Source organism: Elstera sp., assembly GCF_044372965.1.
Taxonomy (GTDB): Bacteria; Pseudomonadota; Alphaproteobacteria; order Elsterales; family Elsteraceae; genus Elstera.
On the sequence record NZ_JBILQX010000012.1, the window covers coordinates 1 to 25,883 of the forward strand.

A 25,883-nucleotide genomic window follows, 5' to 3' on the forward strand; every position below is an offset into this window, starting at 1 on the left:
CGACGCAAAAGCCGGAAAGCCTGCTGTACCGCGTGCTGATGGCCTCCAGCAAACCCGGCGATATTGTGCTCGATCCTTTCTTTGGTACCGGCACCACCGGCGCGGTTGCTAAATATCTGGGCCGCCACTTCATCGGCCTTGAGCGCGACGAAGCCTATGCCGCTGGTGCGCAAGCGCGGATCGACAGCGTCGAGCCCGCCCCCGCCGAGGCGATTGCGGCGACGCAATCGCCGCGCGAAGCCCCGCGCATTCCCTTTGGTAATCTGGTCGAACTCGGCCTGATCCGGCCCGGCGAGCTGTTGTTCGACGTGCGCCGCCGATACTCCGCCCGCGTCCGCGCCGATGGCAGCCTTGCTGCCGATAGCGCCCGCGGCTCCATCCACCAGGTCGCAGCCGCTTTGCAATCGGTTCCCAGTTGCAACGGTTGGACTTTCTGGCACGTCGAGCGGCACGGGCAATCCGTACCTCTGGACTCTCTCCGCAGCACCCTCCGAGAAGGACTACGCGCATGACCCCCCGTCCCCACTTCCCGCCGCCGCCGGTGCGTGTCAAAGCTGTTGACAGTCAAGTCATGCTGACCGTGCGCGTCGAAGCCGAGCTTGAACGCCGCCTCGCCAATCTCGCCCGCGCCACGGGCCGGACCAAGAGCCATTATGCCCGCGAAGCGATTATGCGCCTGCTCGCGGAAAAAGAAGCCCCGATCCGCGAAACCCCGTCTGTGCCGATGCCACGCTTCCAACCCGTGGTAGGCCGCTAGGGGATTTGCCCCAAAATTTAGAATCATCTCTTGATTCCGTTAGGATTAGAGACGAATTATTAACCTATCTCAGGTTTTACTGAGACAAGTGATCGAGAGAAGGGCAACGCCTCCGCTCTTCTCTCGGGCCCCGCCCACCGAGCGCTTGTGCCTCTGCTGCTCGGTGGACGGGGTTTTTTTATGCCAATCGTTACGCTTGCGACAGGTCAGCCGAACTGTACCGAGCGGCGGCTGAACGACCCATATTCAAACCCATCGATCGGAAAGTGAATCGCTTCGTCATAGGCAAGCGACGCGCCGACGACCATCAGCAACGGCAGAAAATGCTCGTCGGTCGGCAGCGACTCCTTCGCCCCCGGGGCTTGGCTCTCGAAATTCCCCAAGGCCTGAACGTCCTTTCGCGTCACCGCATCGGCAATCCAGGCATCGAACTCGGCGGCCCAGGCGCGCGGCGGCCCCTGGTGAAACCCGGCCCGCATATTATGGGTGATATAGCCGCTGCCAATAATCATCACCCCCTCGTCCCGCAGGGGCGCGAGCGCTTCGCCAATCCGAATCAGATCGGCGGGAGGGACTTTCGGAATCGCGATCTGCAGCACCGGAATATCCGCCTCCGGATAGCAGCAAAGCAGCGGAACATAGGTGCCGTGATCATAGCCGCGCGCCGGGTCGCGCCGGGTTTTCGTGACGCCCGCAAGGAGCGCCTCCACTCGGTCCGCCAACTCCGGCGCGGGCGGGCAGGGGTACTTCAACTGATACAGCGGCTCTGGGAAACCATAGAAATCGTAAATCAACGGCTGCGGGCTGGTCGCGCCGATAACGAGTTCCCGCTCCTCCCAATGGGCGGAAATCATCAGAATCGCTTTCGGGCGCGGCAGGGTTTTCGCCCACGCCGCAAGCCCGGCAACGCGCGCCTCGTCGGCCAAAAGCATCGGCGAGCCGTGGGCGATAAAAAGAGCGGGCATGGTCATGGGCGAATCCCTTCCAAAAAAGTCAGTGCCCCGCATACATGGCAGGCTTGGCCCCGGTTCGGCAGAGCGCTAATCTGCGACACATGGTTGACGAAACGGAAACCTTTCACCCTTCCCAGCCGCTCAGCGGCGGCTTAGACGATCTGCGCGCCTTCTGTGCCGTGGTCGATCTCGGCACGCTCACCGCCGCCGCGCGGCTGTTGGGCGAAACCAAAGGGTCGATCAGCCGTAAAGTGCAACGGCTGGAAACCCAGTTGGGAACGCGCCTACTCGCCCGCACCCCCCGCGCCGTCCATCCGACCGAAGAAGGCCGTCGCTTTCACCAAAGCGCGCGCGACGCCCTGGCCGTGCTGGACGATGCTGCCGATAGTGCCCGCCAAACCCGGCAAGCGGTGCGCGGGCTTATCCGGTTCACCGCGCCGGTGGATTTCGCCACGCACATCTTGCCGCCGCTGTTGGTGGCCTTTCAGCACGCCCATCCGCAGGTGCGTATCGAGATGGTCGGGCTCGACACCACTCTCGACCTTACCGCCCATCGGCTCGATCTCGCGTTGTGCGTTAGTCTGGGGCCGCTGGCCGATCTCTCCTACCCGGTCTTGCCGCTGCGCGCGATCACCATGGGCCTTTTTGCCGCCCCCACCTATCTCGATCAGCGCGGCGCGCCAACGACTCCCGGAAGCCTATCCGCCCACGCGACGATTCTCGCGGCCACCTTTCGGGGTCAATCGGCGCTCACCCTGCGACGCGGCCTAGAGGAAGAAACGGTCCCCGTGCGCGCCCAGCTTATCACCGCCGATTTCACCAGCGCGCTGCGCTGTGCCGAAGCCGGGGGCGGTATCGCCCCGCTGCCGCATCTGGTCGCCGCCGAAGCCGTGGCTCAGGGCCGCCTTACCCCCGTTCTCACCGATTGGAGCTTGGGAGAAGGCCATCTCTACGCCCTCACCCAGGACGGGCGCGGCGGCCCCGCGCGGGTGCGGGCTTTACTGAGTTTTTTGAAAACGGCGCTGAACGCGGATTAAACCGCGGGCGGAACCACGCCAGGGGCGGGCGTGCCCGCAAAATTGGCCGCAGCCCCCGCCGGTTGGCCTTCGGTGCCGCCCCGGACCGTGACCGCGTTCGACGCGAAAATAACGCCCGCATCGCGCAACGCCGCATAAACCCGCTTTAGCGCTTCCCGCTGCAACCAACTGGCGCGGTCGGGTTTGGAGGTGAACTTCAAGCGGACGACAATGGCGGTATCATCAATCGCGGCCACGCCCTGCATTTTGAGCGGCAGAATCATCAGTGGCGCAAACTCCGGCATTTCCGCCATGGCGAGGCCGACGCGCTTGATGGTTTTGCGGGCAACTTCGATATCGGTCTCGCGGTCGAGCCGGATATTGAACTTCACCGTCGCCCATTCGCGGCTGGAATTGGTGACGGAGGAGATTTGACCGAAGGGGATTGTATGGACGAGCCCGCTCTGGTGCCGCAACTGCACCGAGCGCAGCGTAATGCGCTCCACGGTGCCCTTCAGCCTGCCGGTATTGATATACTCACCGACGCGAAACGCATCGTCGGCGATAAAGAAAATGCCCGAAACGATATCGCGCACCAGGGCTTGCGAGCCGAAGGAAATGGCGAGGCCCAAAATCCCGAACCCGGCCAGCAGCGGGGAAATATCGATGCCGAGGCGCGATAAACCCACGAGCACGGTTAAACCGATAACGGCAGCCAGAACGACCGCGCGGAGTAGAGGTAAAATCGTACCGAAACGGCTGCGAACCTGAGGCTCTGCGCCCTCCTCTTCGGCGTCTGGGCCAACAGGGCCCGTCGCGTTTTTGGTCGGAGCGTAGGCAGTAAACAGCGCCGACAGAAAGGTCCAGATAATCCAACCGACGAGGAAAACGGCAATGACCGAAATCGGGCCTTCCAGCGCGGCCACCTGGGTGGGCGTAAAAATCTCAGCCAAAAAGAACTGCCAGAGGCGGCTTAAAACCCAAAGGCCGAGAATCCAGACAGCCGCCCCCGCCGTTGTTGCCGCAACCAAGGCCCAGGCGCGAATAATCGGGTTGGTTCCGACCAAACCCGTTTCGGAACAGGGCATATGGGCGATCCATTCGCGGATCAAGGCCCCAAGCCCCGCCGCCGTAATCGGGATGAGGACGAGCAGAATTTGCGTCGCCCCCGCCGCATTTGCCCAGCGCGCCCCATCCGGCGCAACCGCCGCGACGCGGCCCACGGCCCAAATCAGCACTGCCGAGGCGATTAAAAAAGTGGGGAGGGCCGAGGCCATGACGCGGCGCGCCGCGCTCACCGGCTCTGCCCCCAGGCACAGCGCGCGAATATCGCGCCGCCCAACCCAAAACCACCACAGCTTATAAACCGTTATTGCCCCGCCAAATAGGCTGAACCACCCGGCAATCGCCAAGGGCGACGACCCGATTCGCCCGAAAAGTTCGACGGTGAACAGAATCGACGGACCGATAAACCCATAAAACCGCATGCAGCGGGCATGAAACTCGGCATTGGGCATCGGCATAACCCGGCACGCGGGCCGACCGGGTGCGAGCAGAAATTCCGCCGTGGCAACATAGGCGATAAAGCCGATGGCAACGGCGCTTACCCCTTCGGCGATCCAGCGGGCCAAATCGGGTTCCGGGAGCAGCCGGGCGCTCAAGGTTTGCGACAGCAGCAAAAACAGACAAAGCCCGAGGATGTGGGATAGCCAGGTAGCAAGCCCACCCGCAACACGCTCGATCAGCGCGCTATCGGGCCGGGTCGGTCGCCAATCCAGCCGCGCACGCGGCCACAGCACCCGGACCCCACGCATCAGACTATAGCCCGCAAGGGCTGAGCCCAGCACGATTGCCAGCGCGACACCCATCGCCTGCAAGGGCGATCCTCGGTTGCGGATATCGCCCCACGCCCGGATCAAATCATCGCCAAGGCGCGGAATATAGGGGACGGAATCCCACCCATATTGGGTGCCGATCATAAAATTCTCGGTGAGTAACGCCCACCCGCTGCGCTCGGCATCGGGCGACAGCGGTGCCATCATCGCAGCCTGCGCCGCCGGCGTCATTAAGCGGAGTTCGACGGGCCGGCCCTGGCGCGACGCGGCATCGACCAGCCGTTCCACAACGCCCGGCGCTTCTTCCCCCGTTACGGTAATAATGATGGGAGTCGATGAATTCGGCGCGGCAGTCGCCGCCGTTCCGAGACCAATGATGCACACGAGGGCCGCCAGAAGCCCCCAAACCCGGAGGCCCCACCCTGCGCGCTTCAAGCCTTGGCCCCGCCGCAGCTTAATTCTCGCCCCCATCGCCCCCGAACAGCTTGGCGCGGTTGGGCAAAAGGGAGCGCAGCTTATCCATCGGTTTGGCGCGCGAGCCCGATTCGGGTGCGGTCGGATTCCCGGTCAAGTTAATCAACTCAACCCGCCGTTCGACCGAATTGCGGAACTCTTCGCTCGCCCCAGCCTTCATGGCTTTAGGCAGATATTCTTTGACCATCAGCAGAATAGCCTGCTTCTGCTTTAAGCGCTGATCCTGGGCAGCATCGCGCGCCTTTGCTAATAGATCGTCAATATAAAAAATATACCCTTCCTTTTCCATATTAACGATCGAGCGTTGCGCATCATGAATCAAGTCACGCGGCAGTTTTGGATTTTTAATGAAAATTTGAATATTTGTAACCGAGCGTTCCATTGATGAAATTTGCCCGGTTTGGGCATATTTCATCCCATCGGCGACCAATTGATCGACGCGTTTGCGGGTTTGCTCGACCAAACGGTCGAGTTCTTGCGCTTTTTGGATATTGTCCCGGTTTCCTGTCATGATCTTCTCTTAACGTAGAATCTCTTGAAAGTCCGTAAAAATCGAGATTCTTAAACGTGTGCGCGTGGGCGCATCCACACCGCCGTATCGTGGAAGACCGCCCCACCCGCTGGGGCCGGACTGAAATCCGATACAAGGGTATTGATGCCCAACTTCTCCGGGAAATCGCCGTTGCGCCAAAGCCCTTCGGCAACCAGGAGCGCCGGGTTCATGCCATCGCGCACCGTAGCGGTGAGTGTAATCGACCCTTGCGGATTCCCCACTGTGACAAGATCGCCATCGCTAATGCCCTGCGCTGCCGCCGTATCTGGGTGGATTAGCAGTTTCGGCGTGCCCTCGCGCACCCGCGACGCCCCGACGTCCGAAAAACTGCTGTTGAGGAACTGACGGGCGGGCGGGGCGATCAGCTTGAACGGATGCGTGGCGTCACGCGGGGCAATAATATCCCAATGGTCGGGCAAGCGCGGCAGGTTGGGATCATCGATCCCCACGCTCGACCAATCGGGCGCGAAATGGAATTTCTTGTCCGGGGTGGCAAAACCACTTTCAAACCGCCCTTCCTCCGACGACGGGGTACAATCAACCCAGCGCTGCGCCTCGAAGGTTGCCAGATCGGGATAGCCCGAGGCCGCGAGCGTCTGCTCGATCATCTCCCGCGCGGTCAGATCGAACCCCGGCTTGTCGCCAACGCCCAGGCGCTGCCCCAGGGCATTGATGAGATCATGGTTCGAGCGGCACTCCCCCGGCGGATCGATCAGGCGCATCCCCACCTGCAAATGCCCGTGGCCGCCAGCGGTGTAGAGATCGTCATGCTCCACGAACATGGTCGCGGGCAGCACAATATCGGCCATCAGGGCGGTGTCGGTCATGAACTGCTCATGGACGACCGTAAACAGATCCTCGCGGGCAAAGCCTTGCGCCACCAAGGCGCTATTCGGGGCCACCACCATCGGATTGGTATTCTGGATCAGCAGCGCCATCACCGGCGGGCCGTCCTGCAACTCCGATTGATCGCTCGTGAGTTGCCCCGTGAGCGCCGCGCCGATCCGGCTCATGTCCATCACGCGCACGTCGGGCCGGCGCATCGGCGTTCCGTCGATCAAGCGCTTGTCGAGCTTATAGAGCGTGGCGCCGTAGGACCAGAACGCCCCGCCGCCCGGAACTTGCCACGCACCCGTAACCGCCGGAAGGCAGGTGACAGCGTGAACGTTCAAAGTGCCGTTGCGCACGCGGCTAAAGCCGTAACCGATCATCAGATAGGCTTTTTGTGTGCCGGTATAAAGAGCCGCGAACTCTTCGATCTGCTGCACCGTGAGCCCGGTGATCGCCGCCGCCCATTCCGGCGTTTTAGCGGCGACCTGGGCTTCGAGCGCCGCGTAATCCTTCGTCTGCGCTGCCATATAGGCGCGGTCGGCCCGCCCGTCGCGGAAGGCAATATGCATGACGGCGCAGGCCAGCGCACCGTCGGTGCCCGGCAGCAAGGGAAGGTGCATGTCGGCAAGATCGGCAGTCGGCGAGCGGTAGGGGTCGATCACCACGATCTTCGCGCCATTCTGCTTGCGCGCCTTGCTCATAAACCCGGCGATATGGACGTGGGTCGTCACGGGATTGCCGCCCCAAATGACGATAATCTCGCTCTGGAGCATTTCCTGCGGATGCGTGCCGCGCTCGAAACCGGTGCCCGCCACCCAGCCCGACCGCGCGAGGGCCGTGCAGATCGTCCGCTTCTGATCGGAATAACCGAGGGCGTGGCGCAGGCGATGAATCCCGTCGCGCTGCACTTGGCCCATCGTGCCCGCATAATAATAGGGCCAAATCGCCTCAGCCCCATGGGTCTCGGCAATGGCTTTGAAGCGCGCGGCGATTTCGTCCAGCGCCTCATCCCAGGAGATGGGGGTAAACTGGCCACTGCCTTTCGGACCCGAGCGGCGCAGGGGCTGCATCAGCCGATCCGGGTGATGGACCCGATCCGCATAGCGCCCGACTTTCGCGCAGAGCACGCCCGCTGTGTAAGCATTGTCCGAGGCCCCCCGAAACCGCCCGACGCGGTTATCGGGCAGAATCTCCACCTCCAGCGCGCAGGTCGCCGGGCAATCATGCGGGCAGGCCGAGGATTTAAAGAGGGAAGCGGGCTTGGCGGCGGTATCGAGCGGCATTATCGGGTCCACGGCGGCAAAGGCAGAACACCCCGCTAGCTGACCAGAAGGTCAACCCTAGGTAAAGCGCGAAAGCGCACCCTGCCTGTTAAAGAGGCACTAAAGCCCCGGTTCCTGCCGCCCCTGAATCGACGGCGCGCCCGCCAGAAACGGATTCGGGCCGCGCGGGCGGGCGAAGGTGGCTTGCCAGCCGACCCAGCCAAAAATCCCGAAAATCCCCGGCACGGTCAGCCACGGCCAGAAAGAGAGAATCCCCGGCTCCTCAGCGGTGCGCACCACGGGCGGCGGGGTGGTGATCGTGCGCGTAACCGTCACGTCCTCCTGCGGCACGGCCATCGGGTTTGCCGGGCTGCGCTGCGACACGGGCGGACGATTGCTGATGCCCGGGGGGAGAATTTGCGCGCTTGCTTGCGGCGCTGCGGGCAAAGGGGGGGCCACCCGGGACGGCGTGCCGCCAGTCACGGACGGGGCCGAAATCGCCCCGCCACTCCGCTGCCCATAGCCGGTAATCACCTGCTGCGAGCCGCCGAGCGCTTGGCCGGACACCGAGGCTTGCGGCGCGGCGGCCACTTTCGGCGGCGGGGCGGCCGCCGCCGCCGCCGCCTGCTGTTGGCGCTTCTGAGCGCTTTCGAGACTGAGCGGATTGCTGAATTTGGTATCGCGCATCTGCCGAAGCGCGTTCAAGGTCGCGCCATCGAGCTTACCCGTGACCGGAAGTTTCGCCTCGGCTTGGAACTTTTGCAGCCCCTCCACCGTCTGCGGCGTCATCTCCCCGGTCGGGCGGCGGGCGAAATGGCCCGTGAGCATCAGAATCTTCTGCGCCTCCTCCACCTCATCCTTGCTTTGCGCCTGGGCGGGCAGCGGCAGAACGAGCGGGAGCAGCAGCAGAGCAGCCGCAGCAATCGGGGCGAGGGAGGAGGTCATGGGCTTCGACATAGGGTCTTTATCGGTGAAAATTGTATGACAACGCAAGAGGGTGCAGCAGGAGGCTAACCCGACAAAATGTCAGAAGCAGGGCAAGCCTAGCGGCGCAGCAGGGAAGCGGGTAGGCTTGGAGCACATAGGTTCCGCAATCGGGGATAATCGGCGTATGTCTCGATCCGTTCAATCGGCTGAGCCCGATTTGAAGCATAAAATTGGCAGCGTTTTACAGGCCATATACCTCAGTCTTTTTGTGGCGACTTTCGGGAGCACGCTGCTTTCCATCCTATCACCCGAGATTTTTACCGGCCTCAAAGCCCCCATTGAACAAGGTCTTCGTAAAATATTTCCATCTGTTGACCCGAACAAATGGGGATACGTCGTTTTTGCAGTCATGTTCATATTGGTCGCAGTGCAAACGACCCTCTTTCCCACGCGCAAGCAGACGGAGGCAACCGATGCACGTAAGGCGCTGAGAGCCGCCCTTGATGAATTGGAGCGCGCCGGGCTCGGCAAAAGCGAGGCTGCCAAAGATCTAGAACGGAAATTGCGCGCATTGGATCCGCATTAGCCGCACCCTCAGTCGTTCAGATCTAGGTGATTCTCGACTTCGCCATAAGGTCTCGATCCGTGAAAACTATCGGGCGACGCGATTGGTGTAGGATCGTACAACTATATAAGTTAGGATAGCTCAAGAACCATAGTTGAGAGCTAGGTGATGTTGAATCAAGAAGAACCTGAAAAAACCAGAGCAGAGTATATAATTGGTAAAATACTATTATATTTTAGTTTGTCTGGCATGGTTTCCGCATTTGGATTAAGTTTATTTTTTCAAATAAACGAAGAACCCTACATCACCCACTCAAAAAATATCGTAAAATTATTCCATAAAGTCCTGCCATGGACAACAATTGACAATCTATCATTCTCTTTATTTTTTATTTTTTTACTATTAATTTTTTTCCAACAATTCTATCTACCGACCCGCGAGCAAGATAAAATTTCAAGAACAGAGAAAAGATTGAAACGCTCTCTAAAACAATTGGAAAAAGAAGGGCTCGGCGATGGATTTCATGCGAAAGAAATCCGCCGCCAACTGGATGAATTATCCCTTAACAGCGGTTAACCCCCCGCCATTACCTCTAAATAGCGCTTCACCGTCGGCCCTAACCCATGAACCAGCGTGTCGGCGATAATCGCGTGGCCGATGGAAACCTCGTCCGGCTTTAAGCGCGCCAGACACGCGGGCAGATTGACCGTGTCGAGATCGTGCCCGGCGTGAACGCGCAAGCCCAGCGACCGGGCGTAATCGGCGGCGCGGCCCAAGTCTTCCAGCAGCGCATCGCCCGCCGGAGTGCCGAAAGCCTGGGCGAAAGCGCCGGTGTAAAATTCCACCGCATCGGCCCCGGCGCGCGCGGCATAGGCGACCGAGGTTTCCGTTGCATCACAGAAGACCGACACGCGCAGCTTGCCGTTGAAGAAGCGCACGGCGGCGGCCAAGCCATCGTGATCGTCATACGCGCGCCAGCCGCGCGACGAGGTGACTTCCCCCGGCATGACGGGAACGACGGTGAATTGATGCGCCCCAACCTCATAGGCGCAGCGCATCAGTTCAGGGCGCAAATCGCCCTCGACATTAAGTTCCACGGCACCGCTGGCCACCTCCGGCAGACCGGCGAAGGCGATCACATCCTCAAGCGTGGCGTGGCGTACGTCGGCGCGCGGGTGCAGGGTGAGCCCTTGCGCTCCTGCGGCGATACAGGCGCGAGCAGCGTCGAGCGGATCGGGACTATTGCCACCGCGCGAGTTCCGCAGCAGGCACACTTTATTCAGATTGACGCTCAACCGGGTCATCGCCGCATTCCTTCTTCTGAACGACAGCGCAAGAACCGGGCTGCCCGCTGATCGGGCGCATGATGGGATCAGCGCGCCCGAGAACCAAGAGGATGTTAAGCATGACTGACGTGCTGGAAGCCGCACCGCCGCACCTCGCGACCGAGGGGGTCGCCCGCCTCGGCGTGCTGCTGAGCCCCGAGGAGTGCCGGGCTTTGCAGGCGCTGTATGATGACCCCGCGCATTTTCGCAGCCGTATAGTGATGGCGCGGCACGGGTTCGGCCAGGGGGAGTATCAATATTTCGCCTATCCCTTGCCCGGCCCGGTGCAGGCGCTGCGGGAACGGCTTTATGAAATTCTCGCGCCCCTCGCCAACCGATGGGCGGAAGCCCTAGGGCAAGCCCGGCGCTTTCCGCCCAGTCTCGCCGCCTTCACCGCCGAGTGCCACGCGGCGGGGCAGAGGCGGCCAACGCCGCTGCTGCTGCACTACCGGGCGGGGGACTATAATTGCCTGCACCAAGATCTTTATGGGGAGCAAGTTTTCCCGATCCAAGTGGTGATAGCTCTCTCCGATCCTGCGGACTATGACGGCGGGGCGTTCGTGCTCGTCGAACAGCGCCCGCGCCGCCAGTCGCGCGCCGAGGCACTTACGCTCCGGCAGGGGGAGGCGATTGCCTTTGCCGTGCGCGAGCGCCCCGTCCAGGGCACGCGCGGTGTCTATCGAGTTCAGATGAAACACGGGGTTAGCACGGTGACGCGCGGCGCGCGCATGACCCTGGGGTTAATCTTCCACGACGCTCTTTAGGGAAAACTGCGCCGCGACCCAGGCCGGAATATCGCGGATATCGGCCAAGCGCACATAGCGCGGATGCCCCAGCGGCTCCGGCGCTTGCTCGTGCGCCCAGGTGAGATGATAGGGGATATGGACGCCCCAGCCGCCGATCTCCAAAATCGGAATCACGTCCGAGCGCAAGGAGTTGCCGACCATCACAAACTGCTCGGGCGGAATGCCGTGGCGGGCCAGCAGGCGGGAATAGGTGCCCGTATCCTTTTCACTGACAATTTCCACCGCCGTGAATAGATCGGCCAAGCCCGAGCGCGCCACCTTATCTTCCTGATGGAACAGATCGCCCTTGGTAATCAGCATCAGCGGAAACTGGCCCGCCACCTGCTCCAGCACCTCGGCGACGCCGTCCAGCAGCGTGACCGGATGGGCCATCATCTCCTTGCCCAAATCGAGCAAGGATTGCAGCACAAGCGCCGGAACCGCGCCTTCTGTTACCTCAATCGCCGTTTCGATCATCGAGAGCGTATAGCCCTTCACCCCATAGCCGAAGACGCCGAGATTGCGGCGTTCGGTTTGGATCAGGCGCTCGCGCAGCGCCGCCGGATCGGTATAGGGCGCGAGCAACTGGGTAAACGCCTCTTCGGTCAGCGCAAAGAAGCTTTCATTGTGCCACAGGGTATCGTCGGCATCGAAGGTCAGAACCGGAAGATCGCGCATCATCAGAAGAAGGTCTTCGCCAGATCGAGAGTGGAGCGGTGGTTGATATCGTCGAAATGCACCGAAAGCCACGCATCGGCACTCTTGCGCCCGATCTCGAACAAATGCTCGAGAAAGGCGGGTTCGGATGAAAGTTTACTGGAGGCCCCCAACGCAGCCAATTCCTGTTCGGCTTCGATCATATGCATATTGAGTTGCTTATATTGTTCGGGCGACAAATGACCGCCATCAATCAGCCGGGAAACGAAGTGAATGGCGCGCATCTCGCGCATCAGGGAGGAGTTGAAGCTGATCTCCCCCACTCGGTCGAGAATATCGCGCCCCGTCGTCGGCACCTCCTCCCGGTACATCGGATTGATCTGTACCAGCAGCACGTCCGAACTATCGCAATTGTAAATCAGCGGGAAAATGGCGGGGTTGCCCATATAGCCGCCATCCCAATAGGCCTCGCCCTGCACCTGCACCGCCTGAAACATAAAGGGCAGGCACGCCGAGGCCATCAGCACATCGGCGGTCAACTCGTGCTTTTCAAAAACGCGCACCTTGCCGCTGCGCACATTGGTTGCGCAGATATAAAGCTTGATGCCGCCCACGGTCCGCAACCGGTCGAAATCCACCGTGGCTTTAATCAGATCTTCCAGCGGGTTCTTATTCAGCGGGTTCCACTGGTAGGGCGAAAACAGCCGCGTCATCAGATCGAACCAGAAGAAGCCAAGGGAATCATCAACGCGCCAACTGTTCTGCATCGCCCGCCACGGCGAGCGCTGAAGCGGGCTGTAGCGGCCCGATTCACCCACCTTGGTCCAGAAACGCCGCAAAGCGCTGCGGGCACCGTCGCGCCCGTCTTCGGCGAAACCATCGGCCAGCACCGTGGCGTTCATCGCGCCTGCGGATGTGCCGACAATACCTTCGATTTCCAGCCGCTCGTCTTCGAGCAACCGATCGCAAACGCCCCAGGTGAAGGCTCCGTGAGAACCCCCGCCTTGAAGTGCCAGATTGATAATTTTATGGGCTGCCATAGAATGCAGTTTACTCGAGCAACGGTGCCGAGCAACCCCTTCCCGACGCACCGCCGCCTTTCGATCAGTTTTCGGGCAATTGGGTGCAAGCGTCTGGAAAAAGCTAGCTTGCAAGCTTATCTTCAATCAACAGGTGAGGAAAATAGGACCGCCAACGTGCAAAAAATAAGCAAGCGCCTTTGGGATATTGGGCGGATGGCTTGGGACCGCCTCATCCTAACAGGTGCTCCGCCAACGCCTGAAAACTATGCCCTGTGGTATCATGCCACCGGTGGAACAGTGACGGGTTTGCCCGAAGCGATGGCTGAACTCGCCTCGGCTGGCATGCTGAGCCAGACGGCGGCGCTCGAACAGATGCAGACGCGGTTCTTCCCAGACGGCATAAAGCCCACCCCTGCCGCGCTCGAAACGCCGCCCGAGGCGATGCCCGAGGCAAAACCTCTCGAAACGCGCCCCTCCAATCTGTCGCTGGTTTATCGCGCTTCCGAGGATGCGGGCGATATTATGGATGCTGCGGCAGAAGTTCTCTCGCAGGCCGGTCGCGCCCATTCCGACTATGCCGAAACCCTGGCAGGGCTTCAGCCGACACGCATCGACACCCCCTCAAGCCTGAAAACGGCCATTCGCCTGCTGACCGAAGAGACCGATAAGGTTATTGGCGAAAACACGGCCCTGCGGGCACAGTTGGAGGGGCTTTCGGGCCGGATGCGGGCCCTGCGCGAAGAGTTAACCGCCACCCAGTCCGAACTTGGGCGCACGCAAGCTAATCTCTCGGAAGCGCGAATCGCCGCCGATACCGATGCGCTCACCCATCTGCCCAACCGCCGCCGCTTCGAGCAGGATCTGGGCGCGCTTATCCGCAGCGCCGACGGAAAATTCTGCCTCGTGCTGGCCGATATCGATTTCTTCAAGAATTTCAACGATCAGCACGGCCATGTTATGGGAGACCAAGTGCTGCGCCTCGTCGCCCAGGGCCTCGCCCGCCGGGTTGAAAAACTGGGGCGCGCCTACCGTTTCGGCGGGGAAGAGTTTGCCCTCCTGCTGCGCGACATGACCTTGCCGAAAGTATTCGATCTCTGCGAAGCCATTCGCCGCGATGTCGCCACGCGGGAAGTCGTCAACCGCAGCACATCGCAGCCGCTCGGGCGGATTACGCTCTCGGCGGGCGTAACGGTATCCCACGCGGGCGAAACCGCTGATCTGATCATCGACCGCGCGGATCGCGCTTTGTATGCCGCTAAAAACCAGGGCCGCAACCGCGTGATTGCCGACCCTCCTCTCCCCGGTCAAGAGAGTGCCGTGCTCAAAACGCCAGTGTGAAATTTGGCATCGTTTCATGCGCTCGTAAGACGCTGTTCACCATATCCCCACTATCATTGTAAACTTCAGGGGTAAGCGTTGGGGGTAAAGGTCCGATGAGTGAGCAGGCTGGGCGGCAGACAATTGCCTTTCTATCGAACCAGACGTTAACCCCCGTTCAAAAAAAATTGGCCGATCGGCTAGAGGCGCAGGGGTATCGCTGCGTTTGGCTGGTGCCGGGGCAACGGTGGGACCGCTGGTTGGCGGCCCAGGGCGTCCCCGAGACCCATCGCCTCGCCTTATACCCCCTCACGAAAAGCTCCAAAAAACTCTCCCTTGCCTCAGCCAAACGCATCGCCGGGCAGTGGGAGCAGGAAAATCGGCCTACGATTGCCGCCCTTATTCGCATGGACCGGCTCATGCGCGACCAGCCCGCCGACCGGGCATGGCAGATTCTCGCCGCCTACGGGCAGGCCATTGAGGGCTTCTTAAAAGATCAAAATGTCGTCGCGTGCTTCGGCGAGCAAACCTGGGCGTGGGAAATGCTGACCGCCCTTATCGCCCGCCAACAGGGGCGCGGCTGTTATTTCTACAGCACGGTGCGTATCCCGTCCGAACGCTGGGGCCTGTTCGAGCCCATCACCCATCGGCTGGTACAGTGGCGTGTTGCCAGCGCGGCGGATACCGAATGGGCTAATGCTTTTCTGCCGGAATGGCGGGCACGCCCCGTCAAACCCTTTTATGCCGCAAGTCACCCCTCGGCGTTAACTTTCCGGCGGTATTGGTGGGACGAGCTTCGTCGCCGCTTCGGCCCCACCTCCGACGCGCGGACCGATATTACCGTCCGCCCGCCGCTTGCCGCCCTGAAGGACCGGCTGAGGCTGGCCTGGAATGCCGCGCGGTTGCGCCTAGTCCCGCCGTTCGAAGCGGCACCGGTGCAGGGGCGCTTCGTGTTGTTCTGCCTGCATCACGCCCCCGAAGCCTCCATCGATGTCTTCGGCGCGCCCCATTCCGATCAGGCGCACCTGCTTCGGCGGCTGTCACGGCTGCTACCCGCAACCCACGAGCTTTGGGTGAAGGAGCATCCCGACTGGCTTGGCGACCGCTCCCCCGCTTGGCTGCGTGAGATCGCCGCCCTGCCGAACGTCCGGTTAATCGCCCCTAGCGAGAGCACCTTTAAGCTGCTCCAGCGCGCCGATCTCGTGGTGACGATTACCGGGACGGTCGGCTATGAGGCCGCCCTTATGGGCCGCCCAACTGTGGCGCTGGCCGCGCTGTTTTTCGATCCGCTCATGCGCGTCTCGGCGGCGGATTTTCCCGATCCCCTACTCTGGCCGATGACCAGACTGTTAACGCCGCCAACGGAAGCCGCGCAGCAACGGCACGACGCGGAATGCCGGGACTTTCTTGCCCGCCTACACGCCAATAGCTTCGAAGGCTTCCCCGATCGCCTCGCGCGGCAGACGCAGGAAGGCCGCGAAAACCCTGATGAAATCGAGTCTATTGCTTTGGGATTATTGGCATTTCTACGGGAAGCTCACCCGCCCGCTCCACCGTCGGCCCCGTAAGCCGTCATACGGGTACTGCATGCGGATGCACCTGCGATATGCGAGTCTTGCGGAGCTTCTATTCTTTTTTGAATGAGAGTTTTGTCGAAACCATAAAGAATTTTAACTAACTGTTAGCAAGATGCCGTTAAGGTGGGTTAATCAAAGAGAGCGAGCTGGCAGAAGGCCGCTTGCCACAGTGTTAAAACCGGTTCCGTTCCGGATGGAGTTGAAAAATGGTCGCAGTCACGCCAAGCCTTGGATCGGTCGATAAATATATCGGTGCTGCCGAAGCCGCAATCCGCAAGGGGTTGGGGACCGCGCCCACGACGACCGCACCGGCTAACTCTGCTGCCGCGACGAACACACAGGCCCAAGCGCTTGCTATCACCGATACGATTGCCTTGGCTGATCGCGCCGACTCGCTGATCGCGGTTTATGGTGTCGACGGTCGGTTCAAGACGACGGTCCAGGGTCTGAAAGACAATACCAGCGCGAAAGTGCTGGGCGCGATTGGCGCTGGGCAAGCTTCTTACACGCAAGCCGCCCCGACGACGACGCTGCAAACGCGCACGCTGGAAAACGGCACGACGCGCAATACCGAAGTTACCATTGCCGCCCGCACGGTGGAGCAGACCGCTGCCAAGAATAACAATGGTCTCGGCGTTCAGCGCAGCTTCACCGAAACCGTGATCCGTGAAAGCGGCGGTAATCTGAAAGCCGGTCAAGCCTATGCCGATACCGTGCGCCAGGAAAAAACCACGGCAACCACGGTCGCTAATGCGGCCAAGGGTACGCTGACGCAGACGTTCGACATTCAGGCCGTCGTCACGAGCTCCGCCGATGGTAATACGGTTTATGAAAACCGCAATCGAGTGATCGTTTATAGCCTGGCAAAAGACGGCAGCTACCAGAAGTCGCTGAAGGAAGTTCTGACGTCGCTCACGAAAGATGCCACTGGCGCCGTGATCGCTTCGAACCAAACGCTGACGACCGAAACCTCGCTGCTGAATGCGCAAACCGGCACGCTGAAAGTCAGCCGCGTCGATGAGGGCGTGACGGCGAACAACATTAACGGTCAAACCCTGGTTCTCGCCCGCCGTACCGCAACGACGATCACGACGACCGATAAGAGCGGCGGCACGGCCCCCACTGTTGGTACGGTAACGATCAGCGAAACGGCGCAAGCATCCTCAGTGCTCAGCAAAAACGATGGTACGACGGACACAAGCTCCACCTCGCAGCGCACGTCGAGCTTCAAAAGCACGGGGACGGTCGTAACGAGCGCGAGCACGACGGTCGCGGCACAAGCCTCGTGGCTCAAGGCCGATGGGTCAATCGGTGGCGGCTCCACGGAGCGCACTGCGAGCTTCACCCTGGCGCAAGCCGCGAGCGAGCAGGTCCTCAACAGATCGAATGCAACCGTTGCCGTTACGAATGTCGGCGTGCGGGCCAATGGTATTATCGATGTGCAGGCCTATAATGTCGGCGTGAAAACCTCGACCTCCTCCAAGGGTAAACTATCGGCGCCGGTCTTCTCGACCGTCGGCACGACGGTTCAGGGCCAAATCGCTGCGGGCACGCAGAACGCCGCCTCCACCGGCACAAAAGGCCCAAGCTATCTGCTGGCAAACGGCGTGCTAACCATCCAAGCCGCAACCGAGCGAACCACGGGTCCGAAGGTAACGTTGGATTTGGTGAACCGGAAGCTGCAAGCCACGGGCAGAATCACCACGGCGGGCGCTTCGGCCGATGGGATTGCCGGTATGCTGCAAGCTTACAACAACAAGGGCACGACGCCCTTGGCTGTCAGCCGCGATAAGGATGATGTTCTGACCGCCGTTGAAAAGAACCCGACGAACGTAAAAACGGCCCAGACGGCTATTCAAGCCTACCAGAGTAATTTTGCGCTAGGCACGGCGACCAAGGGCGTGCGCGCCTTCACCCCGGTCTCAGACTTGGTTAAGCTGGCTTAAGTCTACTCCCCTCCCAAGGGTGTGGTGAACCCGTTCGCTTCCCGGAGCGAGCGGGTTTCTTTTTGTCTCGGGTGGGACCTTCTCCTCCCCGGCCCGACTGAGTAGAGTGGGCGCATGCGCATCCTTCATGTCGCCAAGTTTTACCCGCCCGCGTTCGGGGGCATGGAAACCGTCGTGGCCAGCATGGCCGAAGGGGTTGCCGCGCTCGGGCACGAGGTTGTCGTTCTCGCCCATGCCGCGGATGGCGACACGCGGCCCCTGCACCCGGCCCCCGGTGTGACCGTGTTGCGCGCGCCCTATCGCTTCGCGCTCGGCACGCTCGCCTTCTCGCCTACTTATGCGCGGCTCTATCGGGAATGGCGGGGTTGGGCGGATGTAGTGCATGTTCACACGCCCTTCCCAATTGCCGACTTACTGATTGCGCTCTGGCCGCCGAAAGCCCCGATTGTCGTGACGTGGCATAGCGATATTGTCCGCCAGAAGTTGCTGAAATATGCGGTCGCCCCCTTGGCCCATGCGCTGTGCCAACGGGCGGCAGCAATCCATTGTTCGGCAGAGTTCATTCGGCGGGATTCAACCTTTCTGCCGCCCTATCGCGACAAAATTCGCGTTATCCCTTTCGGGCGTGCGGTCGAGAGCTTTACTGCGGCGGCGGCTGACGCGGCGGCGAAAGCCGAAACAAGCGCAGCGCGCGGCGGGCGCTTCGCCCTCGCGGTCGGGCGGCTGGTTTATTATAAGGGCTTCGATGTGCTGATCCGGGCCGCCGCCGATCTGCCCGATCTGCGCCTTGCCATTATTGGCGACGGGCCGATGCAGGCGGAACTGCAACGCCTGATCGATACGCTGAACTTGCAGGAGCGGGTAACGCTCCTCGGCGGCGTTAATGCGGAGGTGCTGGCGGCCCATTACGCCGCGGCTGATCTGTTTGTTCTACCCTCCACCCACCGGTCAGAAACCTTCGCTCTCGTCCAGGTCGAAGCCATGGCAGCGGGGCTTCCGGTGATCAATACAAGCCTGCCAACGGGCGTTCCCGAGGTGAGCCTTGACGGCGTCACCGGGCTAACCGTTCCGCCCGGCGACCAAGCTGCCCTTACCACGGCGCTAAAGCGCCTTTGGAGCGATGCCGAGTTATGCGCCCGCTTTGGGGCCGCAGGCCGGGCGCGGGCACTGAGCGTTTACAGCCAGTCGGCCGCCGCCGAACGTTTCATTGGGCTTTACGAAAGCCTGCGGTAAGCCGTCGCCCGCTGCCATCCATTCGGTGAATAAGCACCCCCATCGCCAGTAGCGCCGTAATCACGTAGAGCCCTTGCGAGGCAACGATGAAGCTGGTGATCGGCATGAGAAACAGCACGATCGACATATAACCCGTCAGCGGAAACCACGCCGTCGGATGCCGGAACGTCGCCCGCCACAACAGCGAAAGCACGAAGCCAAAAATCATCATAAATACGGGGCCACCCCAGTGATAATCGATGAACAGGGGCACGAAGAACGTCGCATAGACGCCGACGCGAATATCGAGATTATTGATCGTCTCATTGACCGAGCTATCGCCGACGACCATGCCGAAGAACTTATAAATATGGAAAAAATTAAAGGCTCCCCACAGGGGCTTTTCAGGGAGACGATCAAAAATATAAAGATACTCAAAACCAGAATGGCAGTAATATTGCGTAAAATGAACGATCAAGCTGATAATCGATGTCATAATCCCCTTGTTTTCAACCAAATAGGATAAAGCGAAATCATTGGGCGGCACGGTAAACGCATACCCTGAATTTTGACTTGATGTATAAAAATCCTGCCCCATCGATTCGACACGAATTTCGAACATTAGAAAAAATAAGTTCAAAATCAAAATGCCCGCCGCTGCTACGACCAAGCGATTGCGCAGCCACTTGAGATCATCGACCAGGATCGAGCGGGTAACGAGAATGAACCCCAAGCTGACTGCCATTTGCGAGCGCGTGCCGGAAATGATCGACTCGAATGATGGGTAGAGGAAAATCAGCGTCGCCAAAGCCCCAAGCCACCAGCGCCGCTCGGTTTTCGGCAGGCAATAATAGAAGAAGATCATCCCAAAGCAGATCGGGTAGATCACCGCGCTGGCCGCCGACAGGGGGGAGGCGCTGGTCGCCTCCAACTGCGCCCGGACCGAGGCAAAATCTTCGCCCAACGGCACCCCACGCAAAATAAACCGGTCCGTCATCCGCATCGCGACGCCAAGGCCGGACAAGCCTAAGGCCACCAGAAACAAAGGTTTCGGCAGCGGCGCGGCCCAAAGGTCGCGCGCGGCGGGCTTCTGCGGGAAGAGGGTGTGAAAGAGTATCGCCCCAACCGCAAGACCAAGATAGCAGGCCAGTGCGTAGGCGACCGCCAAAGTCGACGGGTCCGCCACTGTGGACCGGAGCGGCGCAACAAGGGCGAGGATCAAATAGGTCACGAGACCAAGAAAGGCCGTTCGCACGGGCTCTAACCGCCGTAGATAGGCCCCCGACAGATGAATCGGGGCAACTGGTTTCTCTAAACTCATCGCCCCCTCCCGCGCGACGTTAACGATTAGGCAAGACTCCCGGTCGATACTCCCCGGAGCCCTTGCGTATCACATCCCTCACAAACCACAAAGAATCACGCTTGGTCAATTGGTTATGGAACTATTCTATAAAATCGGTTAAACGTATGCGGAACTGTCTGACAGTGGATATGCGCCCATGATCGCCCACCTGCACCCGATTGCCCGAAACATCCGCTTGGCCAGCTTGGCCGGAGCTTTGGTTGCCTGCGCGCTCCCGGCAGCCGGGCAATATCAGCGCCCGATTCTGCCACAGAACAATCCGGCTATCGAACCGAACGACCGCACCGGCGAGGATCAACCGGGTGTCATGACGCGGCCCTATCCCGAGTTCGACCCTCCAGGGATTGCCGTTGGTAGCTTTATCCTGTCGCCGCGCCTTGTGACCGATCTTGGCTATTCGGATAATATCTATGCACGCCCGAATAATACCAAAGCCAGCGCCATCGGTGCCATCGCGCCGGAAGCGAAACTGCGCTCCAATTGGTCGCGCCATTTGCTGGAAGCCTCGGCCCACGGCGAAGCCAAGCGCTATGCGTCGCAAAAAACCGAGAATATCGAGAACTATGGGTTCACGCTCGGCGGGGCGCTCACGCTCACCAGCGACAGCGAGGTTACGGCGGGGGTTCGACGGGAGCGGCAGCATGACCTGCGCGGCGATCCCGATAGCCTAAGCCGGGCGACCGACCCGATGCCGCTTGACCTTACAACGGGGGACATCGGCTTTCGCCAAGCCTTCGGGCGTTTCAGCGTTAAGCTCGACGGCGGCTTACGGGACTATCAGTATCAATCAATGACCGGCGGTAATGGTCGCCTGATCGACGGTAACGACCGCAGCTTTATGACGGCAGGCGGGCGCGGGCGCTTGAATTATGAGGTGAGCCCCGATCTCATTCTGTTCGGCGAGGGCGGCTGGCAAGCCCGGCGGTACGATCGGGCGGCGGGCAATGGGCTGAAAAATCGCGATTCGACCGGGCCGGAAGCGGGGGCTGGGGTGAATTTTGCCCTCAGCGCCCTCTGGTCTGGCGAAATCGCCGTGGGCTATGCCCAGCGCGATATTGAGGATGAGAGTTTCGGTAGCGTGTCGGCCATGACCGCGCGCGGCCAAATTCTGTGGAACATGACGCGGGCCACATCCTTGCGGGCACAAGCTTTACGCGGAATCGGCGAAGCGGCGGTTGGCCCGTCCATTGCCTATGTCTCGACCACCTATTGGCTGGGGATCGAGCATCAGCTTCAGTCGGATTTCCTGCTGGGCGCGAATATCTCAACCCGCAATGTCGATTACGCCAAAAGCCGGGACGAGACCGATATTCTCTCCGTCGGCGCGCGCGCGACCTGGTTTATCAACCGGAACTTCCGCGCCCAGGCGGAATATAGTTTTAGCCACCGCGACGGCACAATTGCCGAGTCGAACTTTGACCGCACTATCGGTATGCTGCGCTTTGTTTCGAGCTTCTAGGCCAGGATGATCTAAGATATCTGCATGATCAACCGGCGCCACTGCCTTTTGCTGCTCTCAACCGCGCTCGCCTTTGGCGGGATCGGGGGCGCACGCGCGCAAGGGGCGGAAGCGGGCATCGGCGAGTATCGCCTGGGGCCGGGCGACCGGGTGCGGATTCAAGTCTTCAACGAAGCCGATCTATCGGGCGATTACGATATCGATGGCACGGGCCTGATTTCCCTGCCGCTGATCGGGCAAATGTCGGCGGGCGGCTTGCGCGTGGCCGAGCTGGAAGCCTCCATTGTCAAATCCTTAGGCAATGGCTTTCTGAAGAACCCGCGCGTTACCGTTGTCGTGCTCACCTATCGGCCCTTCTACATCTACGGCGAAGTACGCCAGCCGGGCGGCTTTCCCTATGTTAACGGCATGCGCATGGTTAATGCCGTCGTGCTGGCCGGGGGCTATACGCCGCGCGCGCGCCAGGGCCGTTTGTTGATTACGCGGCTGGTAAACGGGCAGAAAACCGAACTGGAGGGCGACGATGATACGCCCGTTCTGCCCGGCGATATCATTCGCGTCCCCGAGCGATTCTTTTAGGACGGCGGGGATATGACCCAGATTCAACCCGCCGCCCCCGCGCCGCCCCCGGTTGCGCTGCCCCTGCCGCCGCCGCAGGACGAAAACGAACTGCTCAACCTCGGCCGCTTGCTGGGGATGATCCGGCGACGCTTGCCGATCATGGCCGCCGTTTTCGGCATTATCACGGTCAGTACGCTTCTGTGGGTGATGGCACAGCCGAACGGGTATACGGCGGAAGCCTCGCTGGCGCTCGATACGCGCCGGGTGAATGTTCAGGAAATTCCCAACTTCATTACCGGCGTCACGCTCGATTTCCCCATCGTCCGCACGGAAGTTCAGGTTTTGCAATCCTGGCCGCTGGCGGCGCGGGTCGTCCAGTCGCTCAATATGGGCGAGCATCCCGAATATGGCGGGCGGCGGGCGGGCACGCTCGCGCGGTTGACGAAGTCACTGAGGCTTCCGGAGAGAATCCAGGCGCTCTTCGCCCCCAAAAGTCGGGCACCGCTGAGCATGGACGAGCTGGTTAGCCGGTTTAGCAGTAGCCTTTCGGTCGTGACCGACGGGCGCTCTTACGTTATCCGCGTGCAGTTTCGCTCGTCCGATCCGGCCTTAGCCTCGGCTGCGGCCAACCAACTGGTTGCCCTTTATCTTTCCGGTCAGGAGGAAGAGCGGGTTCAGACGGTCAAGCGGATTAACGGGTGGTTGAATGAGCGAGCCGAAGAGCTGCGCACGCAAGTCCGCCGGTCCGAGCTTGCGGTTCAGCAGTTCCGCCAACAGAATAATCTTGCCGAACTCAAAGGCAATTCGGTCTCCCAGCAGCAAATTAGCGATCTTTCCAATCAGCTGATCCTCGCCTCCGCCGAACGCGCCGAAAAGGAAGCCCGCCTGCGGCAGATTCAGCAAAGCCGGGGAAGCGGGGGTGCCATGAGCATTGGCGAAGTGATGAACTCGCCGCTTATTGCCCGCCTGCGCGAGCAAGAAACCCAAGTGATCCGCCGCGAAGCCGAGTTGACGGACCGGTACGGCGAGAAGCACCCAACCATGATCGCCGTGCGCGCCGAGCGCGAGGATTTGCGCGGCAAGATCGATGCGGAAATTGCCAAAATCGCCCAGGCCATCAGTGCAGAAGCCGATATCGCCCGCGCCCGCGAAGCCTCCCTGCGCGGCAATCTCGATGGCTTGCGCCGTCAGGCCGCGCAAGCCAATCCCGCCGAAGTGCGCTTGCGCGAGTTGGAGCGCGACGTAGACGCGAACCGCGCCGTGCTAGACGCGTTCCTAACGCGCATTCAGGAAGGCGCGACCCAGGAAAATTTCGTTAATCCCTTCGCCCGCGTCGTCTCGCCCGCGCAAGTGCCAAAATCGCCCGATCAGCCGCGCGCGGGCCTGATTCTGATGATTTCGGCGGTGATCGGCGCGGCCTTGGCGTTTATTCTCGCCGTCGTGATCGATACTTTCGACCGGACCGCCCGATCCACCGAGCAACTGGAACGGGAAATCGGTATCTCCTGCCTCGGCCTCGTGCCGCGCACGGGCCGCCTTGGCAGCCGCGCCGATATGGTCTTGAGCCAGCGCGGCGGGCTGTTCGCCGAAGCCATCCGGTCGATCCGCGCCGCGCTCAAGGTTTCTTCCTTGGGGACCCCGCCGAAAGTTATTCTGTTTACCTCCGCCGTTGCGGGCGAGGGCAAAAGCCTGCTGGCCCTCAGCGTCGCCCGGTCCGCCGCGCTCGACGGCAGCCGCGTGCTGTTGATCGACTGCGATTTCCGCACCCCGATGGTTGCCCGAGCGCTGAAGGTGCCCGCCACCAATGGATTGGATCAGCTTTTAATGCATGGTAACGCCAACGGCTCGCCGATCCGCACCGACGATGCCAGCGGCCTGCACTATATCCCCACCGAAGCCGCGCCCCATAAGGCGCAAGAGCTTCTCGGCGGGCGGCTCTTTGCCGGGCTGCTCAAGGAAGTGCGCCGCCATTACGATCTGATTATTCTCGATAGCCCGCCGGTCGCGATGGTTTCCGATACTTTACTGATCGCCCAGCAGGCCGATGCGACGCTGGTTGTGGCCCAATGGCGGAAAACCAAAATCCATATGTTGAGCCGCGCGGTTCGCCGCCTCGCCCAAGGCCATGGCCGCGCCGCCGCCCTGGTGTTGAACCGGATCGATCCGGGGCTGTTCGATCGCTATACGCGCGGTCGTCGCCTCTCACTCGATTAGCCCATGTCGCGCCTTAGCCAAGCCAGAACCGCCGTTTTATTCTTAGCCTCCTATGGCAGCGCGCGCGGGTTGGCCTTTCTAGGCCCCCTGTTGCTGCCCAGGCTCCTCGCCCCGGATACTTACGGCGGGGTGGAACTCGCCCTGTCCCTTGCCGCGCTGCTGGGGAGTGCGGTTGGCCTGGGCGTTCCGCAAGCCGCCCCGCGCTTGAAGTTGATCCTTGGGCATGCGGGCGTCATGGAGGTGCTGGCCCTAGCCTTTCTGCTCTCGGCCCTCCCGCTAGCCCTTGCCAGCGTCTTGAGCGCCTGGCAGGGCCTGCCTTGGGTTGTGACGCTCACCTGCGGGCTCGGCGTTCTCTACGGTGCCCAATATGGCTTGAGTTTTTGGGCACGGGTCGAGGGGCGCAAATTTCTCTCGACCTGGGTTGATAACGGCACGCTCGTGGTGCTCGGCGGGAGCGCTGCGGTGCTAACGCTCGTGGCGGTCTCGCCCAGCCCGCGCCAAATCATCGAGAGTGTTTGGGCGCTCGCGCTGCCTTTAGGTGCTCTCGGCGTCGGCGTTCTTCTGGTGCTGCGCCCGCAGGGGCTGCTGGGGCAGTGGCGCACCGCCTTGAAAGAAGGGCTGCCGCTGCTGGCAACGGGGCTGGTTCTTGCCGCTTTTGCCGCCGCCCCGCGCCTGTTGGCCGGACGGTTCTTGCCGCTCGCCGATGTTGGCGCTTTGGCCTTCGCCGCCCGCCTCTGCTTGCTGTTGCTGGTGGTGCATCAATTGCTGATGACCTGGCATTTTCGCAATCTCTACACGTGGCCCGCCGCGCGCTGCGATAAAATCTTCGCCGGATTGTTGAGCGGGCTTGCGGCCATGGGATGCCTCGTCGTGCTCGCCTGGCCCTGGGTTGCGCCGATCCTCGCGCCGGATCAGCCCCCCCTGGGGCGCCTGACCGTGGCGCTGGTCGCCGGGCAGACCATTCTATGGATTGCCCTTGCGCTCTTTGAAGCGATGATTGGCCGGCAGGGGCTCGGGCGGCACGCGGCCCCGATTCTCGCGGCGGTCGGTCTTTTGGCCTGGGGCGGGATTGAAGCCGGGTTACTCGCGGTCCCCGCCTCCCCAGGCTTGATCGCGCTCGCAAGCTGTGGCCTGCTGGCGATGGGGGTGGGAACGCAATGGCTGCTGTTGTGGCGCTCCGGTTTGGTGTTGCCGCGCGCGGGGCTCGCCCTTGCCGCCGCCGCCGTACCGCCGCTGGTGGCGCTTCTGCCGGGCCTGTAAGAGTGAAAGCGA

General features: G+C 61.2%; 23 protein-coding genes. 14 read left to right on the forward strand and 9 right to left on the reverse strand.

Translation table 11 applies throughout. The features are described from left to right. Both ACIQ36_RS03230 and ACIQ36_RS03235 read left to right on the forward strand, forming a co-directional pair. Positions 1–512 (forward strand): DNA methyltransferase (locus ACIQ36_RS03230; RefSeq protein ID WP_395825769.1); only part of this gene is annotated, 512 nt, incomplete at its 5' end. After that, positions 509–757: a ribbon-helix-helix domain-containing protein gene (locus ACIQ36_RS03235; RefSeq protein WP_229671569.1), complete on the forward strand. Its 249-nt coding sequence runs from the start codon at positions 509–511 to the stop codon at positions 755–757. The genes ACIQ36_RS03230 and ACIQ36_RS03235, both read left to right, overlap by 4 nt. Before the next feature lie 206 nt (positions 758–963). On the opposite strand, the gene ACIQ36_RS03240 is transcribed toward ACIQ36_RS03235, so the two are convergent. Then, positions 964–1,728 (reverse strand): dioxygenase, encoded by a 765-nt coding sequence (locus ACIQ36_RS03240; protein ID WP_395825773.1) that lies wholly within the window; start codon positions 1,726–1,728, stop codon positions 964–966. Positions 1,729–1,811: 83 nt separating this feature from the next. On the opposite strand from ACIQ36_RS03240, the gene ACIQ36_RS03245 reads away from it, so the two are divergent. Next, positions 1,812–2,747, forward strand: a complete 936-nt coding sequence (locus tag ACIQ36_RS03245; protein ID WP_395825776.1) for a LysR family transcriptional regulator — start codon at positions 1,812–1,814, stop codon at positions 2,745–2,747. On the opposite strand, the gene ACIQ36_RS03250 is transcribed toward ACIQ36_RS03245, so the two are convergent. The 4 genes from ACIQ36_RS03250 to ACIQ36_RS03265 form a co-directional block, all read right to left on the reverse strand. Then, positions 2,744–5,032: a mechanosensitive ion channel family protein gene (locus ACIQ36_RS03250; protein WP_395825780.1), complete on the reverse strand. Its 2,289-nt coding sequence runs from the start codon at positions 5,030–5,032 to the stop codon at positions 2,744–2,746. The two genes, ACIQ36_RS03245 and ACIQ36_RS03250, sit on opposite strands and share 4 nt — an antisense overlap. Then, the gene (locus ACIQ36_RS03255) at positions 5,016–5,546 is read right to left on the reverse strand and encodes a hypothetical protein (RefSeq protein WP_395825783.1); all 531 of its coding nucleotides are present in this window, start codon (positions 5,544–5,546) and stop codon (positions 5,016–5,018) included. Before ACIQ36_RS03255 ends, ACIQ36_RS03250 begins: the two co-directional genes overlap by 17 nt. Positions 5,547–5,596: 50 nt before the next feature. After that, positions 5,597–7,702, reverse strand: a complete 2,106-nt coding sequence (locus ACIQ36_RS03260; protein ID WP_395825786.1) for a molybdopterin-dependent oxidoreductase — start codon at positions 7,700–7,702, stop codon at positions 5,597–5,599. 99 nt (positions 7,703–7,801) lie between these two features. Further along, positions 7,802–8,638 carry a peptidoglycan-binding domain-containing protein gene (locus ACIQ36_RS03265; protein ID WP_395825789.1) on the reverse strand — a complete coding sequence of 279 codons (837 nt, stop codon included), beginning with the start codon at positions 8,636–8,638 and terminating at the stop codon, positions 7,802–7,804. 154 nt (positions 8,639–8,792) lie between these two features. Between ACIQ36_RS03265 and ACIQ36_RS03270 the strand changes: the two genes are divergently transcribed. Together ACIQ36_RS03270 and ACIQ36_RS03275 are read left to right on the forward strand one after the other, a co-directional pair. Beyond that, positions 8,793–9,194 (forward strand): hypothetical protein, encoded by a 402-nt coding sequence (locus tag ACIQ36_RS03270; RefSeq protein ID WP_395825792.1) that lies wholly within the window; start codon positions 8,793–8,795, stop codon positions 9,192–9,194. Between the two features lie 147 nt (positions 9,195–9,341). Next, positions 9,342–9,749 carry a hypothetical protein gene (locus tag ACIQ36_RS03275; protein ID WP_395825795.1) on the forward strand — a complete coding sequence of 136 codons (408 nt, stop codon included), beginning with the start codon at positions 9,342–9,344 and terminating at the stop codon, positions 9,747–9,749. Here the strand turns inward: ACIQ36_RS03275 and ACIQ36_RS03280 are convergent. Then, positions 9,746–10,477 (reverse strand): pyridoxine 5'-phosphate synthase, encoded by a 732-nt coding sequence (locus ACIQ36_RS03280; protein ID WP_395825798.1) that lies wholly within the window; start codon positions 10,475–10,477, stop codon positions 9,746–9,748. The genes ACIQ36_RS03275 and ACIQ36_RS03280 overlap by 4 nt on opposite strands. Positions 10,478–10,578: 101 nt before the next feature. Here ACIQ36_RS03280 and ACIQ36_RS03285 point away from each other — a divergent pair, with 101 nt between their 5' ends. Continuing rightward, positions 10,579–11,262, forward strand: coding sequence for a 2OG-Fe(II) oxygenase (locus tag ACIQ36_RS03285; protein WP_395825801.1), 684 nt, complete (start codon positions 10,579–10,581; stop codon positions 11,260–11,262). Here the strand turns inward: ACIQ36_RS03285 and ACIQ36_RS03290 are convergent. Both ACIQ36_RS03290 and ACIQ36_RS03295 read right to left on the reverse strand, forming a co-directional pair. Further along, positions 11,239–11,964, reverse strand: coding sequence for an HAD family hydrolase (locus ACIQ36_RS03290; RefSeq protein ID WP_395825804.1), 726 nt, complete (start codon positions 11,962–11,964; stop codon positions 11,239–11,241). The two genes, ACIQ36_RS03285 and ACIQ36_RS03290, sit on opposite strands and share 24 nt — an antisense overlap. After that, positions 11,964–12,980, reverse strand: a complete 1,017-nt coding sequence (locus ACIQ36_RS03295) for a patatin-like phospholipase family protein (protein WP_395825807.1) — start codon at positions 12,978–12,980, stop codon at positions 11,964–11,966. Before ACIQ36_RS03295 ends, ACIQ36_RS03290 begins: the two co-directional genes overlap by 1 nt. 195 nt (positions 12,981–13,175) lie before the next feature. On the opposite strand from ACIQ36_RS03295, the gene ACIQ36_RS03300 reads away from it, so the two are divergent. The 4 genes from ACIQ36_RS03300 (at position 13,176) to ACIQ36_RS03315 (ending at position 19,035) form a co-directional block, all read left to right on the forward strand. Further along, positions 13,176–14,300 (forward strand): diguanylate cyclase domain-containing protein, encoded by a 1,125-nt coding sequence (locus ACIQ36_RS03300; protein ID WP_395825810.1) that lies wholly within the window; start codon positions 13,176–13,178, stop codon positions 14,298–14,300. 95 nt (positions 14,301–14,395) lie between these two features. Continuing rightward, the gene (locus tag ACIQ36_RS03305) at positions 14,396–15,847 is read left to right on the forward strand and encodes a hypothetical protein (protein ID WP_395825813.1); all 1,452 of its coding nucleotides are present in this window, start codon (positions 14,396–14,398) and stop codon (positions 15,845–15,847) included. A 215-nt stretch (positions 15,848–16,062) separates the two neighbouring features. Continuing rightward, entirely contained in the window at positions 16,063–17,802 is a 1,740-nt protein-coding gene (locus tag ACIQ36_RS03310) for a hypothetical protein (RefSeq protein WP_395825815.1), read from the forward strand. 114 nt (positions 17,803–17,916) lie between these two features. Continuing rightward, positions 17,917–19,035, forward strand: a complete 1,119-nt coding sequence (locus tag ACIQ36_RS03315) for a glycosyltransferase (RefSeq protein WP_395825818.1) — start codon at positions 17,917–17,919, stop codon at positions 19,033–19,035. Here ACIQ36_RS03315 and ACIQ36_RS03320 read toward each other — a convergent pair. Beyond that, on the reverse strand, positions 19,007–20,335 hold the full coding sequence (locus ACIQ36_RS03320; RefSeq protein WP_395825821.1) for a hypothetical protein: 1,329 nt from the start codon (positions 20,333–20,335) through the stop codon (positions 19,007–19,009). The two genes, ACIQ36_RS03315 and ACIQ36_RS03320, sit on opposite strands and share 29 nt — an antisense overlap. A 178-nt stretch (positions 20,336–20,513) precedes the next feature. On the opposite strand from ACIQ36_RS03320, the gene ACIQ36_RS03325 reads away from it, so the two are divergent. Genes ACIQ36_RS03325 through ACIQ36_RS03340 form a run of 4 tightly spaced genes read left to right on the forward strand, consistent with a single transcriptional unit; the run spans position 20,514 to position 25,871 of the window. Beyond that, positions 20,514–21,836 (forward strand): outer membrane beta-barrel protein, encoded by a 1,323-nt coding sequence (locus ACIQ36_RS03325; RefSeq protein WP_395825823.1) that lies wholly within the window; start codon positions 20,514–20,516, stop codon positions 21,834–21,836. A 24-nt stretch (positions 21,837–21,860) separates the two neighbouring features. Then, positions 21,861–22,415 (forward strand): polysaccharide biosynthesis/export family protein, encoded by a 555-nt coding sequence (locus ACIQ36_RS03330; RefSeq protein WP_395825826.1) that lies wholly within the window; start codon positions 21,861–21,863, stop codon positions 22,413–22,415. 12 nt (positions 22,416–22,427) lie between these two features. Beyond that, positions 22,428–24,611, forward strand: a complete 2,184-nt coding sequence (locus ACIQ36_RS03335) for a GumC family protein (RefSeq protein ID WP_395825829.1) — start codon at positions 22,428–22,430, stop codon at positions 24,609–24,611. Positions 24,612–24,614: 3 nt separating this feature from the next. After that, complete coding sequence (locus tag ACIQ36_RS03340; protein ID WP_395825832.1) at positions 24,615–25,871, forward strand: hypothetical protein; 1,257 nt, start codon at positions 24,615–24,617, stop codon at positions 25,869–25,871. The last annotated feature ends 12 nt before the right edge of the window (positions 25,872–25,883 follow it).

Coding starts and splice junctions, on each gene's coding strand:
- ACIQ36_RS03235 (WP_229671569.1), top strand. CDS start 509: ATGACCCCCCGTCCCCACTTCCCGCCGCCGCCGGTGCGTGTCAAAGCT.
- ACIQ36_RS03240 (WP_395825773.1), bottom strand. CDS start 1,728: ATGACCATGCCCGCTCTTTTTATCGCCCACGGCTCGCCGATGCTTTTG.
- ACIQ36_RS03245 (WP_395825776.1), top strand. CDS start 1,812: ATGGTTGACGAAACGGAAACCTTTCACCCTTCCCAGCCGCTCAGCGGC.
- ACIQ36_RS03250 (WP_395825780.1), bottom strand. CDS start 5,032: ATGGGGGCGAGAATTAAGCTGCGGCGGGGCCAAGGCTTGAAGCGCGCA.
- ACIQ36_RS03255 (WP_395825783.1), bottom strand. CDS start 5,546: ATGACAGGAAACCGGGACAATATCCAAAAAGCGCAAGAACTCGACCGT.
- ACIQ36_RS03260 (WP_395825786.1), bottom strand. CDS start 7,702: ATGCCGCTCGATACCGCCGCCAAGCCCGCTTCCCTCTTTAAATCCTCG.
- ACIQ36_RS03265 (WP_395825789.1), bottom strand. CDS start 8,638: ATGTCGAAGCCCATGACCTCCTCCCTCGCCCCGATTGCTGCGGCTGCT.
- ACIQ36_RS03270 (WP_395825792.1), top strand. CDS start 8,793: ATGTCTCGATCCGTTCAATCGGCTGAGCCCGATTTGAAGCATAAAATT.
- ACIQ36_RS03275 (WP_395825795.1), top strand. CDS start 9,342: ATGTTGAATCAAGAAGAACCTGAAAAAACCAGAGCAGAGTATATAATT.
- ACIQ36_RS03280 (WP_395825798.1), bottom strand. CDS start 10,477: ATGACCCGGTTGAGCGTCAATCTGAATAAAGTGTGCCTGCTGCGGAAC.
- ACIQ36_RS03285 (WP_395825801.1), top strand. CDS start 10,579: ATGACTGACGTGCTGGAAGCCGCACCGCCGCACCTCGCGACCGAGGGG.
- ACIQ36_RS03290 (WP_395825804.1), bottom strand. CDS start 11,964: ATGATGCGCGATCTTCCGGTTCTGACCTTCGATGCCGACGATACCCTG.
- ACIQ36_RS03295 (WP_395825807.1), bottom strand. CDS start 12,980: ATGGCAGCCCATAAAATTATCAATCTGGCACTTCAAGGCGGGGGTTCT.
- ACIQ36_RS03300 (WP_395825810.1), top strand. CDS start 13,176: ATGGCTTGGGACCGCCTCATCCTAACAGGTGCTCCGCCAACGCCTGAA.
- ACIQ36_RS03305 (WP_395825813.1), top strand. CDS start 14,396: ATGAGTGAGCAGGCTGGGCGGCAGACAATTGCCTTTCTATCGAACCAG.
- ACIQ36_RS03310 (WP_395825815.1), top strand. CDS start 16,063: ATGGTCGCAGTCACGCCAAGCCTTGGATCGGTCGATAAATATATCGGT.
- ACIQ36_RS03315 (WP_395825818.1), top strand. CDS start 17,917: ATGCGCATCCTTCATGTCGCCAAGTTTTACCCGCCCGCGTTCGGGGGC.
- ACIQ36_RS03320 (WP_395825821.1), bottom strand. CDS start 20,335: ATGAGTTTAGAGAAACCAGTTGCCCCGATTCATCTGTCGGGGGCCTAT.
- ACIQ36_RS03325 (WP_395825823.1), top strand. CDS start 20,514: ATGATCGCCCACCTGCACCCGATTGCCCGAAACATCCGCTTGGCCAGC.
- ACIQ36_RS03330 (WP_395825826.1), top strand. CDS start 21,861: ATGATCAACCGGCGCCACTGCCTTTTGCTGCTCTCAACCGCGCTCGCC.
- ACIQ36_RS03335 (WP_395825829.1), top strand. CDS start 22,428: ATGACCCAGATTCAACCCGCCGCCCCCGCGCCGCCCCCGGTTGCGCTG.
- ACIQ36_RS03340 (WP_395825832.1), top strand. CDS start 24,615: ATGTCGCGCCTTAGCCAAGCCAGAACCGCCGTTTTATTCTTAGCCTCC.